Raw genomic sequence first — 14,723 nt, 5'->3', positions numbered from 1 at the left:
CCCTGGAGGGGTATAAGCCGGTGGAGTGGGAAGCGGTCTTTCGGGTAAACGTCACCGCCCCCTTTTTCCTTACCCGGTGCGGCACCCGGCCAAACGCCGCCGTCTGAAGACGGTGATCCAGGAGTTGATCACCCTGGCAGCGCGTCTGGTCAGAAGCGGTCGGCGTCTGAAGCTGCGTTTCGGACGGCTTTGTCCGGCATTCGAGGCTTTCGAACGGGTGTATGAACGGATTGCCTTCGGATAGCTGCCCCATCGGGCTGCAAAAGGTGGCGGACCGGGAGGCTCATGGGGGACTGGCGGGTGTGGTGCGCCCGGATGTTTAAAATTACCCCGGAATGGAGCATGTTGGCGATATAATTGGCTCTTGAGCATGAGTAGGACCGCCTGAGTCTCTCTTGATGGAGGTTCCGGTGGTCGAAGTGCTGGCCCGAGAGCACGGGGCTGGGCGTCTCAGTACAAAGTCACCGATTCAGGTAATGCTCTGTTCGATGATCATTCAGCTACTCTTTTTGAAAAAAACCTGGGAACCTATCCAACTGTTCTGGACAAAACAGCTTACCAAAAAAATCTTGTCGTTCATCTTGCTGAAAATCTCTATTGTTCCAATCCATATGTCACCATGGGGCTGGCCCGTCAGGCAATGGGGTGGGGTTTGCTTTATAAGGAGAAACCGGACTGGATTGTCGCCTTTTCAGCCAAAGAATGTCCTGAGCTGGATGTTGGTAGACTGCTGAAAAGAGCCCAAAAAAAATACCAGAAGGTTATGGAAAAGTTGCAGGAAAAAGCCGTTAAAATTAAGAGTGGTGAAAAGTAAACTGGTTGATTTGCAACATGCCCTGACAGCCTATCTCTGCCCCCTCACCGCTCCGGATGGTCGGCATATTTTTGCGCGACTTCTCTGAACAGCTCGGCGATGTCCAGGAAGAGATCCACCATTACCGGGTCGAAGTGGCTGCCTTTGCCCTCCGCGATGATGGCGACCGCTTTTTCGTGGGGGAAGGCGGGTTTGTAGACCCGTTTGCTGATGAGGGCGTCATAGACATCGGCGATGGCCATCAGGCGGCCTGACACCGGGATTTGTTCCTCCTTGAGCCCTTCCGGATAGCCGCTGCCGTTCCATTTTTCGTGGTGGGTATAGGCGATCTCCCGGATAAAACGCAGGAACGAATCCCCCACCCCCAGAGATCCCTCAGCGGTGTCGATGGCATCCCGCCCCAAGGTGGTGTGACCCTTCATGATGGTGAATTCATCGTCATCCAGCTTGCCCGGCTTCAGCAAAATTTTATCCGGCACCCCTACCTTGCCCATATCGTGGAGCGGGGCGGACTTGAAGATCATATCGATGGTTTTGTCGGTGAGAAAATCCCGATATTGGGGATGATCCTGCAACCGTTCCGCCAGCAAACGCACATAATGCTGGGTGCGGCGGATGTGGTTGCCGGTTTCGTTGTCCCGGGTCTCCGCCAACGAAGCCAAGCTGTGCATGGTCACATCCTGGGTCAAAGCCAGCTCCCGGGTGCGCGCCACCACCATCTCCTCCAAACGATGATTATGATCCGCCAGCTGCTGATGGGCCTGTTGTAACGATAGATGCGTTCTTACCCGGGCCTTCACCACCGGAGGGGAAAAGGGCTTGGTGATATAATCCACCGCTCCCAACTCAAACCCCCGGGTTTCATCATCCACCTCCCCCATCGCGGTGACAAAAATCACCGGTATCTCCCGGGTTTTTTCTGCTGCCTTCAGCCGCCGCAACACCTCAAAACCATCCATCCCGGGCATCATGATATCGAGCAAAATCAAATCCGGCGTAGGATTCCCCATGGCCCGCTTGAGCGCCTGCTCCCCGGTTTTGGCCACCAACATCGTGTGGCTTTTCCCGAGCAGATCCACGAGCAGGTTGATGTTGAGTCGTTCATCATCAACCACCAAAACACACCCTTGGCTGTTTTCCATGACGCTTCCTCCCACAACTTGGCCGCTAGAGCGGATGTCGTTTTGTTAAAAACGATGGCTTAACCTACTGGCAGGTGAGTTCCACCAGGGTAATGTCATCGGTCTGCTCACCACTGCCCCGATAAGCATCCAGTTGTGCCTGAAGCTTGTCGATGGAGTGGTGGCCCAGGGTCTCCACCAGCCGCTCCATGCCGAACAGTTCCTGATCCCCCTCCCTGGGGGTTTCGATCACCCCATCGGAAGAGGCATAGATGCGATCCCCCGCCTGGGCCTGAAAGTGCGCGTGACAGCGGGTGTTCAACTCAGCCACCACCCCCAGGGGGAGATCTTTCGATATAAAGCTGTCCTGAAGCCCCCCATCCCTGAAAATGAGAATGTCCGGCATGGCATAATTCCAGAGACAGAGCTTCCGGTCTTTTTTGTGCCACTCCAAAAAAAGCGCCGCCATATAAATATCCGCAGGCAGTCGCCGATGGAGCTTGCGATTCATCAGGCCCAAAATCTCCTCAGGGCTCTCCCCCCGGGCGGTCATTTCCAAAAAAAGCTCATCCACCATGGGGCCGCCAATGGCTGCGGGCAATCCATGGCCGGTAAAATCACCCAGGAGCAGATGTAACACCCCGTCAGGCCGGGTGGCGCTCAAGATGATATCCCCAGCGGTTTTTTCCACAGGGGTCATCAGGGTGGCGATGTTGGCAGCCAGGGGTGGCCCGGCATGGCGCATGGTGAGAATGATTTCCTCGATGAGGTTGCGTTCCCGATCCAGCCGTTCCTTTTGCTGTTTCAGGTTGCGATAAGCCTCCCGCAGGGAAAGGTGGGTATGCACCCGGGCGCGCACGACCTCCGGGCAGAAGGGTTTGGAAATATAATCCACCGCCCCCAACTTGAACCCCCGGGTTTCATCCTCGGATTGCCCCAGAGCGGAGACAAAAATGACCGGAACATCCCGGGTGGCTTCCGATTTTTGTAGTTGATCCAGCACCTCATAGCCGTTCATGCCGGGCATCATGATGTCGAGAAGAATTAAATCCGGGGCGGGTTTGCCGTGGGCACGCTTCAAGGCCTGCTCACCACTTTTGGCTACCAATACGGTAAACTCCTTATCCAGGAGATCCACCAAAATATTGATGTTGAGGCGTTCATCATCCACCACCAGAATGGTTTTTCCTGAAGAATGGATCATGGCGAATCCCCCCCTGCCAAAGTGAGCTTCTCCTTGATTTCTTGCACTGTTTCGACCGCCTCGTCAAAGTCATAGTTTTCGATCTGCAACAATAATCGATCCAGAGGCCGCCGAAAACCGGGCCCCAATCGATCCCGAATATCTGCGACGCCTTTTACCGCCAGGGCGTTGCCCTGCTCCAAATGTTGGCTGAGTTGATTCAGCAGGGGGTATAAGGCTTGGGTCTCTTCCGGGGTCAATAAATTCCCCTCCTGGAGGTTGTCCTGGCGCTCTCGACCCGGGGTGGCGAGGCCGACAGTCGCCTTGGCCACCATGCTGAGAAGCTCGGTGGGGGTGACCGGTTTTTGGCAAACCCCAGCCAGCTGAATGTTGGAGGCGGCCCGCAACGCCCGCTCCCGACCAAAGGCGGAGACCAGAATGATGGGGAGAGGGGCAGTGTCGGGATTTTCCTGAATTTTTTGCGCAGTTTCGATGCCGTCCAGACCCGGCATTTTCCAATCCATCAAAATGACATCGATCCGATGAGGATTCTCCTCTCCCGTCATCCCGGCGAGCTGAACCAGAGCCCCCTCCCCCGATTCCGCCAGGGTCACCCGCCCCCCCATGTTTTCCAGCATCTCCTTGAAGATGGCCCGTGCTCCTTCGTTGTCGTCCACCACCAGCAGATGCAAGCCGTTGAGATTGGTTAACGATTTTTCCAGGGCTTCCCGCTCTTGGATCATGCCCTCCAGGGAGAGTTGAAAGCTGAAGGTGCTGCCTCTTCCCGAGACGCTCTCCACCGTCAGCTCTCCCCCCATCAGCTCCACCAATCGCCGACTCACCGTCAGCCCCAGCCCCACTCCGCCAAACTGACGGGTGGTGGAACCATCCACCTGGGTAAAGGGTTGAAACAGCTGGGCCATCTCTTCCTGGGTCATGCCGATGCCGGTATCGGTGATGGCAAAACGAATGTTGGCTCGGGCGTCCAGCTGATCGAGGGTTTCCACCGCCACCAGCACCTTGCCTGCCTGGGTAAATTTAATGGCATTTTCGATCAGGTTGAAAAGAATCTGCTCCAGCCTGGTGGCATCCCCCATCAGGGTGAACGAAGGGGGGAGAGAGTGGGAAAAAAGCAGCTCCAGATTTTTGCTCTCCGCCTCAGGCCCCAGCTGGATGGCCAGTTTTTCCAATATATCGTCCAGATGAAATGAGACCGGGGAGAGGCGCAGCTGCCCCGACTCCACCCGAAAAAGATCGACAATGTTGTTGATCAACCCCAGCAGACGATCCGAGCTGGACTGGATTTTGTGCATATAATCCCGCTGTTTGTCTGTCAGCTCCGTCTGTAATGCCAGATGGCACATGCCGATGACGGCGTTCATGGGGGTGCGAATTTCGTGGCTCATGTTGGCCAAAAAACGGGTTTTGGCCTGGTTGGCATGCTCTGCGGCCTCCTTGGCTTGGCGGAGTTCTTCGGTGTTGCGGGCTACCTGCCGTCGCAGGGAGTCGTTCCAGACCAGCACCAGCACCATCAATCCCACCAGTAGCGTGATCCCGGAGATGATCCAAAATCGGGGAGTTGGATGCCACCCCTCCTCCCGCAGAGAGATCCAGCGGTTGAAGATCGTCTGTCGTTCCGATTCGGTAATGCTCTGGAGCGCTTTTTCCAGGAGGGTGTGGAGTTGGGGCCAGTCGTTGCGGGAGGCAAAACTGAGTTTGTAGGTAAACTGCGTCTTTCCCGCAATACGCAGATTGGTAATTTTAAGCCGCTCAATCCAATAGCCCGCTGTGGCCATGTTGAGGAGTACCCCATCCGCCTCACCGATGGCGACCTGTTCCAGAGCTTCCTGGACACCCGCCACCAGCTGGATGCGGATATCCGGGTGATTCTTGCGGATAAAACTGGTCATGGCCCAGCCGTCGATGGCGGCCACGGTTTTGCCTTTGAGTCCGGCCAGGTCATAGCTCCCGGAGCTGTCGGCTCGCATCAGAATGACGTTGGGAAAGATGGCGTAGGGCGAGGTGAAATCCATATATTCACTCCGCTCAGGGGTTTTGGTAGCCACCGTGACCAGATCTCCCCGGCGCTTTTCCACCGACAGGAGGGAATTTTTCCAGGAGTCGCTCTCGACCGAGGTGATGCGGATACCGAGCTTGCGTCCCACCAGGGCCAGATAGTCAGGAGCAATGCCGACGGTTTCGCCCGCCTTGTTTTGCCACTCAAAGGGGGCATAGTCGGGATCGGGGGCGTGGCGAATGACCGGGTGTTCTGCCAGCCAGGCCCGTTCTTCTTCTGTCAGGTTTAAAGCATCGGCGTGGCCTGACTGAAGAAAGAATAAAGGCAGAAGCGTCGTCATCAGGATGATCAGCCAACCGCCTGCACCTTTCCCCTCAGACAAGCCCCCTTCCCGCTCATAACACCGCAAAGCCATCTCAGCCCTTCTCCAGATAGTCGATTAAATTCACCAAGCTTTCGTGGGCTTCGTCAAACTCAAAATTGTCGATCTGATCTTCCAACGTGGCAAGGGGTTCGGTGAGGGATGAGGGGGCTTGGGTGCGGATCTCAGCCAAAAGCGGAGCGGCACTGGCATTCCCCTGCTCCAGGAGTTTTCCAAGATTTTCCAGCATCGGCATCACTGTTTCAAGCGCGATCGCTTTTGTCGTCGTATCCGCAGTGGTGACAGGCGTTGCGGGCTGGTTTTTTTTCTTCAACGCTGCCAAACCATCGATCACCAAAGCCAGGGCCTGCCTGAAAGAGTCCAGCATCTCTTCGGTTTGTTGGGGTGGGTCGGATTTGAGGGCGGACTCAAGGTGCATGGCCGCTTGGCTGACTGATTCCGCCCCCAGGCTCCCCGCTGCTCCCTTGATGGTGTGGACCAGCCGCCGGGCTTCTTCGTTATCCCCACTTGCCAAAGCTGCCTGAATCCGTGTAGCGCCATCCTGATAGTCGTTGTGAAACTCCAGCAGGAGCTTGACCAGGAGCTTGCGGTTGTCCCCCACCCGGCGCAGGCCGATTTTCAGGTCGATCCCCTGGAAGTTTTCGGCAAGCTCCTCTTCTGGCTCTTCGGTAAGGGTCTCTTCCTGTCCTGCCACCAGGTCACCCCCCTCAGCCCCAGGCTCCACCCAACGCAGGAGCACCTGATAGAGATGTGTCGGTTCCGTTGGCTTGGGGACATGATCGTTCATGCCATGGGCGAGACATTTTTCCCGGTCTCCGGCCATGGCGTGGGCGGTCATGGCGATGATGGGGAGCTGATCGCCGTCCGGCAGTTTCCGGATCGCCCGGGTTGCGGCATAGCCATCCATTCCCGGCATCTGAACATCCATGAGCACAGCGTGAAATTCCTGCTCCTTGACCGCAGCCAAAGCTTCAAATCCATCTGAGGCAATGGTGACCTGAACACCGGCTTTTTCCAATACCTCCCGGGCTACCTGCTGGTTGATGAGATTATCCTCTGCGAGCAGCACGCGAATACCGGAGAGCCCCTTGAGCCGGGTGGGGCTGGAAGCCGCCCGGGGACGCCAGGGGGAGCGCTTGCGGGCTTCCTGGCCGAAGAGATCCATAATGGCATCATACAGGGAAGAGGCGTTGACGGGCTTGATGACTAGGTTTTCCAACGCTGTTTTGTGAATTCGGGTAATGTCTCCCTCATCAATGGTGGGGGGAGCCATGAACAGAATCCGGCTGCTGGTGAAACGTTTGTGTCGGCGCAATCGATCGACCAACTCCCGGTTATTGGCCTTGGCAAGGCTCCACTCCAGAAGTAGCAGATCAACCCCGTACCCTTCTGAGTCGGTGATTAGAATCGATGCCAACTCCGAGGGGGAAGCGGTGGTGACCATGGGCAGGGAAAAGGAGGCCAATATTTCTTCCAAAACCTTCCGGGCAGAGCTGTTTTCGTCCACCACCAGCACTTTCAGGTGATGGGGATCTTCCGGTGGTCTGAAGGGTTTGGCGACGGCATCCGGGCGACATCCCAACGTGACGGTCACGGCAAATGCACTCCCCTCCCCCAGAGTGCTCTTGACCTGGATCTCCCCCCCCATCAATTCTGTCAGGCGTTTGCTGATAGCCAGCCCCAGCCCGGTGCCGCCATATTTACGGGTTGTGGAGCCATCGGCCTGGGTGAAGGATTGAAACAGCCGACTCACCTGGGCTTCGGTCATGCCGATGCCGCTATCCTGGATGGCGAAACAAATTTTGAGTTGATCTCCCGCGCGCTCCAGCAGGGAAACCCGCACCATCACCTCCCCTTGCCGGGTAAACTTGATGGCATTGTTGGTGAGGTTGGTGAGCACTTGCCCCAGGCGCAGGGGGTCTCCCAGAAGGGGATCAGGCAGATTGGGATCACTGGCAAAAAGAAGCTCCAGCCCCTTTTCCGCCGCTTTGATCCCCACCAGATCCGCCAGGCGTTGCAGCACTTCATCGAGGCTGAAGGGGATGGATTCGATATCGAGCTTGCCGGCCTCGATTTTGGAAAAGTCCAGAATGTCGTTGATGATGCCCAGCAAACCGTGGGAGGAGGCGTCGATCTTTTCCAGATAATCCCGCTGCTTGTCGGTCAGATCGGTTTGCAGGGAGAGATTGCTGAGACCAATGATCGCGTTCATCGGGGTGCGAATTTCGTGGCTCATGTTGGCCAAAAATTCACTCTTGGCCCGGTTGGCGGTATCGGCGGCCTCCTTGGCCTGGGCCAGAGCCCGCTCCGCCCGGCGACGCTCGATCACCCCCGCCAGGGTGTTGGCGATGGCGGTTAAAAAGGTCTTTTCCCGGGGGTGGGGGGCGTGATCGTGGGGCACATAGAGATTGATCAGCCCCAGGGTGCGGTTGCGAGAGCGGATGGGAACCAGGCGGTGACCGTGGATGCCGATACCCGGGAGGGTGCGGTCGTGGTGATGGCTTTCGCTGGTTTCCATCATAATCCCCTCCTGCAAGGCCGCCCGACCACACAGGCACGCCCCCAGAGGAACCTGACCACAGGTTTGAGTGATCTCCGCCGGCAACCCCCGGTGGGCCTTGAGGATCAACTCACCAGTGGTGTCGTCATCCACCAGGAAGATCGCCCCCCGGGCATCCATGGAGAGCCAGGGCACCTCCTGGATAATGGAGAGGGTGCGTTCCAGCACTTCATCCAGGGGATTTTCCAGAGCACTTTGCAGGAGTTCATTGATGGCGCTACGGGTCTGATGGGCGATGGCATTTTCGGCTTCGACCCGTTTTCTCTCCTGGATTTCCCGTTGCAGCCGGCGGTTCCAAAAAAGAATGACCCCAAAGATCAGCAGTGCCACCACTCCCACCTGAACCGATATCCGCTTCACCTGGGCCATGTCGATGCCGTCATAGGTGACCGAAGACCAGCGCTTGCGCAGGGCGTTGTGCTCCTCGGGGGTGATCGATCTGAGTGCTTTGTTGAAAATGGTGATGAGCTGGGGCCAATCCTTGCGCACTGCAAAGTGGAGGCTATCCTGGCTGCCGGTCATGGGGGCCGCCACCTTGAGGTTGGAAAGATTGCGTTTTTCGATCTGGTGGCTGATGGCGGCCAAGTTGCCCACAAAGGCGTCGGCCTTGCCGACAGAGACCGCTTCCAGGCCTTCCCGGGTGTTTTTGGCGACGAACAAGGGGAGTTCGGGATAGCGGGTCTGTAGGTGGTCGTGGGTGTAATAGGAGTCCACCACCGCCACTTTGGTCCCCGTCAAATCCTGAATACCGCTGATCAGGGCAGCATCCTTGCGGGTGATGATCATCCAGGGAATGGTGATGTGGGGCTGGGAAAAATTGAGATAACCCCGGCGTTTTTTGGTATCCACCACGCAGGGTAGAACGTCGAGTTTTTTATCCTGGGCCTTGCGAATGACCTCGGTCCACAGCTTGGTGGGCTCCGGGGTCAGGCTCAACCCCAGGCGCTGGTTGATCAGAGCGACATAGTCAGCACAGATCCCCTTATAGCGGCCCGCCTCGTCGATAAATTCAAAAGGGGCCCAATCCGGGTCCACCCCCAGACGAATGTCAGGATGTTTGGCCAGCCAATCTTGCTCTTCGGGCGTCAGTTTGACGATATTGCCACGCTCCCGGGAGGTGCCATGGCCACTAATCCAGCGCTGGATGATCTCCTGCCTTTCGGCCAGGGAGATGGAGGCCAAGCCCTTGTTCAAAATAGCCACCAGGGGCTGCCATTTGGGATCTTTGTGCACGGCAAAGCGTTGGGGGTTGGGGGGATAGCCCGAATCGGCGACCGATTTCAAGTTGGTCAGTTGTCCTTCCCGGGCGATCCATTGGGCGACGGCCTGGTTGCCCACATAGGCATCTGCCTTACCCCAGGAGACCGCCTGGAGGGCTTTGAGGGTGTTTTCGGCTGGAACAATCTTGATGCTGGGATGCTCTTCCTTGAGTTTTCCCATCAAAAAATAGCCATCTTCAACGGCCACGCTGCGTCCGGCCAGGTCGTTAAGCCCGGAGATATCCTCTATCCCCTCCCGGGTGGTGATGGTGTAGCGAACGTCAAAGAAGGGCTCGGTAAAATGGAGATGTTCTGCCCGCTCCTTTTTGAGAGAGATGGGAATGCCCACCTTGAGTTTACCCGTCATCACCCGGTTCAACATTTCCTTGAAGGTGGGGCCGGGGTTGGTTTGGAAGGTGATCCCCAGCCGTTGTTCCAAAATTTTGAGAAAATCAGCCGCTATGCCGTTATAGGCTCCTTGAGAATCCAAAAAATCGATGGGGGGCCAGGCACCATCCACGCCGATGGGGATTTCCCTGTGGCGGGCCAGCCAGGCATTTTCCTCCTCGGTGAGAAGCATTTGGGCGCCACCCGGGCCGTTGGTTGGGTAAACCTCCCCAATCCAGCGGTTACGCAGTGCTGAAAGTTCGTCCGGGGTGATGGCCTGAAGCCCTTTCTGGAGAATGGCTGCCAGGGCCTCTTTGCCTTTGGGTACCCCCATGTGCAGGCGAAAGGGCTGTTTTTCGTCGAGGCCCGAAGCGCCCACCAGGCGGATACCGGTCAGGGCATGTTGCTTCAGGGTTTGGTCGATGACAATCTGGCTGCCGATGAAGGCGTCGGCCTGGCCGTAGAGGAGCGCTTCCAGCCCCTGGAGGGTGCCGGGCACTTTTTTCAGGTTGATCTTGGGGTAGTCCGAGGCGATCAGGCCAACATAATAAAAGCCATCGATTACCGCCAGAGTGCGTCCATTGAGGTCATCCAGCCCGCTGATGTTGGATTGATTGTCCCGAGTCACCACCACAGTAGGAATGGTGAGATAGTGGCGGGTGAAGGCCATGAATGACTTGCGGGCGTCGGTTTCCACCACTGCGGGCAAAATATCCAGATCCCCTTTCCGGAAGCTCGCCATAATATCGGCCCAGCTCTCCCCCGGGATGAGATCCAGGACCAACCCAGCTCGTTGGGCCGCCAATTCAAGTAGATCGATGGCATAGCCCTGGGGTTGGTCATCTGCGACAAAATCAAAGGGGGGCCAGTCGGTCTCCACTCCCACCCGGGCTGTGGGGTGCTCCTTGAGCCAGCTCTTTTCGGTTTCGCTCAGGATGACCTTTTTTTTCCGGGTTTCAAAAAAGCGCTGGGAGGCATCCGGAATCCAACGTTTTTCCAGGGCGAGGAGTTTTTCACCAGCCATGGCCGCAAACCCCTGGTCGATCTCCTGTACGAGAGAGACGTTACCCTTGGGAATGCCTGCCAATACGTCGTTGCGAAAGAGCGGCTCCCCCCAACGTACGATCTCCCCCTGCATTCCCAGGGAGGAGAGTAGATTGTCGATGGTGGGATCCTCTGCCAAAAAGGCCTGAATGCGACCCTCCCGGGCAGCCCGGATCAACATCTCCTCGGAGCTTGTTGTGATGATTTGGATGGCGGGATGATTGGCTCTTAGATAGGCTTCCTGGTAGGAGCCTTCAACCGCTCCCACCGGTTGGCCGTGCAGCTCTTCAAGCCCTTTGATTTCCCCTTTGGCAACCGGCAGATAGAGGCTGGTGGCGACTTGATAGACCGGTTGGGAAAAATCGAGCCACTGGGCTCTCTCGGGGGAGTGAAAGAGACCGGAGTGGGCGTCGGATACCCCGGAGCGGACCCGCTCCAGGGTATCGACCCAACTGGAGGCCTGAAAATGAACCTGGCGTCCCGTGGTCCTGGACCAAAGACGCCAGAGATCCACCAACAGGCCTGCGGGTTTGCCCTGGGCATTGAGAAAGGTGAGAGGTGGATAGGAGCGATCGATGGCGATGATCAGGGCATCCCCTCCCTTTTCGATCTCTCCCGAGGCCCAGCGTCGCTTGATGGCCCGTCGTTCGCTGTCGCTGATCAGAGCCATGCCCTGGTTGATCATGTCGAGCAACTCATGGTTGCCATCCTGTACCGCCACAAACCAGTCGTTGGAATAGAGCAGATTGCCGTCGGGAAAGGCAAAATCCCCGGCCAGCCCGTAACGTTGCAGATGAAAGATGCCGGTGGGGGTATCCGCTGCAAAGGCCCGCAGATGCCCGCTGTCCAGAGCCTCCATGATTTCGTTGTAGGTGGAATAGCCGATGATGGTGGCAGTGGGGATTTTTTCCTTTAAAAAACCTTCGACATAATCCTTGGCCAAAACCCCGATGCGATAAGCCGTCAGGTCCGCCAGGGTGGTGATGGGGGGGAGGGCCTTGTGGAGAAAGACGTGGGTGTCGGTGCGGGTCAAGGCCGCACCATAGTCGAGATATTGGTCCCGTTCGGCGTTATGGAAAAGCCCGGCATGGGCATCGGCCCGACCATCGGCCACCATGCGCAGAGTTTCGTCCCAGGGGGCGGGTTTAAAGTCGATGGTGATACCGGTTTTTTTAGACCAAAGACGCCACTGGTCGATGATCATTCCCGCAGGTTGACCGTTATCTCCGGTATAGTGGAAGGGAATGGAGTCTTCGGAATAGGCGATGGAGATTTTTTGAACTGAAGGGGCGGCCAAGCCTGTTGAAGAGGGCAGAACGCCCCACCCCAGCCAAGCCAGAAAGCAGGCCAGCAAGAGTAGAGCCGTACCACGGAATCCCATTTGAGGGTGGTGTGGCTTCATGTCCATTTTTTCAGTCGTGAATACCGGCAAACGCTCCAGAATGGTGCTTTCCCTTGATCAGGGATGGAACCCTATCTCTGGTACGGACGGTATTCAATAAATTGGGTGGCTTTATTCCCAGGAATCCATACAGTCTTTTTTTGATAAATTCGATGAATCGAATCGCTCCAAGATAGCGGGCGAAAACCGGTTAAAGCGAGGGGAAAACCCTGTTTTTTGTCACATGGTTTGACAGGTCTGGAGCCTGACAGCCCCTGAGGCCATCTTCTCGATTTGGGGGGGGGAAGGAAACACAAGTCTGTTTGTGGTGAGGTTTGAGGTGTTTGGCTCAAAAAAACGTGTAACACTGTGTGAAAGCCAAGAGCAGGCAGTTGCCGTTGATTTCATGATAAAACGATCTGTTATTGCTTGAATTTTTTTCAAGCTTTCTACCCTTGGGGGTGAGTTGACCTGGGGAGAATGCCCGCATAGAATCAAAGGTTATTTGTTTTCCAATCCATTTTTTCTGCCACGGCTGGGCTGCACCGAAAAAATAGTCCAGCTTTTGAGGAAAAATCATGCGCCCTTTCCCCACTCTCCATCCCTTGTCTCCACCAAACAGCCTGACTCGGGTCGATCCATGCCGGAGCGTTGGGGGGAGCCATTATCAAAATCACCCGGGAGGGGCCGCACCAAGCCATTCCTGGAAGGCCTATCGTATCCAGGAGAAAAGATCATGCTGAGCAGATGGCACAAACGCAGCATCAAAAATGGTCAAGGCGGCTTTACCATGATCGAAATGGCGGTGGTCCTGGTGATCATCGGCATGATCCTGTCAGCCGTCATGGCGGGCAAGGATGTGCTTGGCAGCTCCAAAATCAAAAATTTTGTCCACTGGACCCGATCCTGGGAAGACGCTCTCATGCAGTTTCGTACGCAAAAGGGCTATTTTCCCGGCGATGGCAGTTTTGCCGAAGTCAGCGACGTCACCCCGGTCCTGCTCTATTTTAAGGATACCACCAACGGTGTGATTGCCGATGAAATGGCTGATCAATCCAACTCAGCGGTTTTTTTGATTAAAATGTTTATCGCCGGTGAGATGGAGGACCAGATGACGGTAGAGGGGCAGGTGTTTTTCATCAAAGTCGGCAACGACAGCGGCTCTGGTGCGGATGACACCAAAACCGCCTCCACCGCCGACGCCGCCGAGTTGGGTGATCCAGACCGAAACGTCATCGTCGTCTGCGGCTCCATCAACTGCGACAAAGCCCTCTCCGCCGATGCCATTCCCTATATCGAAGCCTTGGACAAAGCCTTCGATGGCAGAGCCAACGCCTATGCCGGTCGCGTCCGTGCCATCACCGGGGTGGCGGCGACTGCTTGCAGTGTGGATCTGGCTGCCCACTATGAGCCGGGCATCTCCATCGCCATGCAGGATCAGATCGGCCGCAAGGGCTCTTCCGCCGGTGCTTTTACCGCCAACGAAGCCAAAAGCTGCATCGACGAAGTCACCGAACTGGGGGGACAGGCGGCTCATGCCAAGGCCCGGGGAGTGGATGGCGTCAACGAATCAGGCTACGACATCCGCCCCACTTCCAACCAGGTGGGGGTCGTCTACTATTTTGACCACCGTCACGGTGGGGAGGCTGGATTAAACCGATGATCTGCCCCGAAAAGGGGGGTGCCTGATGTGGCTCGATGTGGATGAGGTGAGGGAATTTGCTGCTGTGGACAACGCCGGAGAGCCCTCTTGCGTTGACGATTCCAGGGTGCCCTCTCTCCAGGCGGGCTTTTCCATCCTCGAACTCTCCGTGGTGATGGTGATCATCGGCTTGATCCTCTCTGCGGTGATGAGTGGCCGGGATGTTCTCTCTTCCGCCGAGGGTAGGAAGGGGGCTGATTTTATCAACACCTGGGCTGAAATTCAGTGGGAGCACTTCAGGCGCTACGGTCGTTTCGCCGGGGATTCCACCTCCCCGGGCATACCATCTGCCTCCTCACCCAACCCCCCAGCCGCCCCCCCACCCGATCGTCTCATCGACGACCCATCTCTGGCAGGCACTCCGGGGCTGTTTTACTGTGTGGATCGTCCCACAACAGCCGTTTTTGATTGTGATGTGGATCCCAGTAAAAAAAGTGATATCCGTGTTGCCCGTGGCTTTACCACCCTGCCAGGGGACAGAACCGACGCGACCCATCTGGTGGTGGGCTCCAATCCGCTGTTTCTCTCCATGGGGGTGGATGTGGATGGCACTTGGGGCAACAGCTATAACGTGATCATCGTCACCAACCAAAGACACACCTCAGGCCGGGCCACTTCAGCCATTTCCGATGATACCTATCTGAGTTACCTTGCCCAGATCGATACCGCTTTGGATGGGGCGGACGGGGCGGGCGTGGGGCGGGTACGGGCCATCTCCGGCCCAACCCCCCAGGCGGCCTCCTTGACCCTTACCCATCGCACCTATGTAGGGGAAATTTTACAGGCTAGCGGGGCGGCCAGCTGGACCAACAACCCGACGATCCACGGCTTGGTTTACTACTTTGACCGGCCTTTGCCCTGAATCATTACCAG

Annotated in this window: 8 protein-coding genes and 1 pseudogene; 4 read left to right on the top strand and 5 right to left on the bottom strand. The window is 56.7% G+C overall.

Annotation, left to right across the window (positions count from 1 at the left end):
• Positions 1-73: 73 nt before the first annotated feature.
• Positions 74-244 (top strand): annotated as a pseudogene (locus HQL52_12710) (IS1380 family transposase).
• 375 nt (positions 245-619) lie between these two features.
• Complete coding sequence (locus tag HQL52_12705) at positions 620-814, top strand: hypothetical protein (GenBank protein MBF0370306.1); 195 nt, start codon at positions 620-622, stop codon at positions 812-814.
• 44 nt (positions 815-858) lie between these two features.
• Here HQL52_12705 and HQL52_12700 read toward each other — a convergent pair whose 3' ends face one another.
• The 5 genes from HQL52_12700 to HQL52_12680 all read right to left on the bottom strand — a co-directional run bounded on the left by HQL52_12700 (position 859) and on the right by HQL52_12680 (position 12,728).
• Positions 859-1,956 carry a two-component system response regulator gene (locus tag HQL52_12700; GenBank protein ID MBF0370305.1) on the bottom strand — a complete coding sequence of 366 codons (1,098 nt, stop codon included), beginning with the start codon at positions 1,954-1,956 and terminating at the stop codon, positions 859-861.
• A gap of 64 nt (positions 1,957-2,020) precedes the next feature.
• A complete protein-coding gene (locus tag HQL52_12695) occupies positions 2,021-3,139 on the bottom strand; it encodes a fused response regulator/phosphatase (GenBank protein ID MBF0370304.1) in 1,119 nt (372 codons plus the stop codon).
• Positions 3,136-5,550 (bottom strand): transporter substrate-binding domain-containing protein, encoded by a 2,415-nt coding sequence (locus tag HQL52_12690; protein ID MBF0370303.1) that lies wholly within the window; start codon positions 5,548-5,550, stop codon positions 3,136-3,138. The genes HQL52_12695 and HQL52_12690 overlap by 4 nt, the downstream gene beginning before the upstream one ends.
• A gap of 1 nt (position 5,551) precedes the next feature.
• A complete protein-coding gene (locus tag HQL52_12685) occupies positions 5,552-12,169 on the bottom strand; it encodes a transporter substrate-binding domain-containing protein (protein ID MBF0370302.1) in 6,618 nt (2,205 codons plus the stop codon).
• Positions 12,170-12,497: 328 nt separating this feature from the next.
• Positions 12,498-12,728: a hypothetical protein gene (locus tag HQL52_12680; GenBank protein ID MBF0370301.1), complete on the bottom strand. Its 231-nt coding sequence runs from the start codon at positions 12,726-12,728 to the stop codon at positions 12,498-12,500.
• A gap of 156 nt (positions 12,729-12,884) precedes the next feature.
• Between HQL52_12680 and HQL52_12675 the strand changes: the two genes are divergently transcribed.
• Complete coding sequence (locus tag HQL52_12675; GenBank protein ID MBF0370300.1) at positions 12,885-13,811, top strand: type II secretion system protein; 927 nt, start codon at positions 12,885-12,887, stop codon at positions 13,809-13,811.
• 25 nt (positions 13,812-13,836) lie between these two features.
• Positions 13,837-14,712, top strand: a complete 876-nt coding sequence (locus HQL52_12670; protein MBF0370299.1) for a prepilin-type N-terminal cleavage/methylation domain-containing protein — start codon at positions 13,837-13,839, stop codon at positions 14,710-14,712.
• Positions 14,713-14,723 lie beyond the last annotated feature (11 nt).

The organism is Magnetococcales bacterium (genome assembly GCA_015232395.1).
Classification (GTDB): domain Bacteria; phylum Pseudomonadota; class Magnetococcia; order Magnetococcales; family JADFZT01; genus JADFZT01.
The sequence above is the reverse complement of the archived record's forward strand: the minus strand, read 5'-3'. Positions and strand labels throughout refer to the sequence as shown.